This window comes from Shewanella sp. SP2S2-4, from assembly GCF_031932025.1.
Lineage (GTDB): Bacteria > Pseudomonadota > Gammaproteobacteria > Enterobacterales > Shewanellaceae > Shewanella > Shewanella baltica.
Genome location: NZ_JAUOER010000053.1, coordinates 1 through 966, shown reverse-complemented (window position 1 = coordinate 966; position 966 = coordinate 1). Strand labels below are relative to the sequence as shown.

The following is a 966-nucleotide window of genomic DNA, read 5'->3' as shown; positions in this document are numbered from 1 at the left end:
CCCACATCACCCATGCTGGCTCGGATACCATAGCTCGATAGCAGCCTACCGAATTGCTTACTGGTATATTGCGAGCCTCGGTCACTGTGAAATACCAACCCTCTGGCCGGTTGGCGCAGGTTGTAGGCTTTTATTAATGCCTTGGATATCAAATCTGTGGTCATGCGTTTGTCTATGTGCCATCCCACAATCCGGCGCGAATATAAATCCATCACCACTGCTAAATACATCCAGCCTTCACCCGTCTTTAAATAGGTCACGTCACCCGCCCAGACCTGATTAGCCGATACTGGATTAAAGTTCATGTTTAACAGGTTATCAGCCACTGCATCTGAGTGTTTTCGCTGTGTCGTCACCTTGTAAGCACATCGCTGGGTTACTTTGAGTCGAAGGCGGTGCATAATTTTACGAACGAGATAGCGACCAACCTGGTAGCCTTCCTTGCGCAATTTCTTCACCATTTCACGATTCCCTAAGCTGCCTCGACTTTGCTTAAATAGCTGTCGAACAAGGCGATAAAGCTTCAGTGTTTCAAGGCTTATCACGTTTGCAGGGCGTTTATGCCAATCGTAATAGCCTGACTTACTGACACTCATTACTCGACATAACAGTGCTATGGGGAATAGGTGAGATTGCAGTTTGATGAAACGAAATCTTACTTCATTTCTCTCGCAAAGAAGGCGCTTGCCTTTTTTAGAATTTCTTTCTCCATTCGTAATTCTTTGTTTTCTTTACGTAATCGCTTTAGCTCATCACGCTCAGACTCTTCTAAGGTGATACCTTGTTGCAGGGCTTGGTGTTTTTCCTTCCAGTTGTAAAGCAGGCTCGTGCTAACTCCAAGAGACTTTGCCGCATCGGCAACGCTATAACCTTGCTCTAGCACCATCAAGACGGCTTCATCTTTAAATGCCTGCGGATAACTCTTATGTGATTTTTTCAGACTCATATAGACCTCTTAATTTATTG

General features: G+C 45.0%; 1 pseudogene. It reads right to left on the bottom strand.

Annotated features, from left to right (window positions below):
- A pseudogene (locus tag Q4Q54_RS21615) lies at window positions 1–946 on the bottom strand (IS3 family transposase); the annotation flags it as partial.
- Window positions 947–966 lie beyond the last annotated feature (20 nt).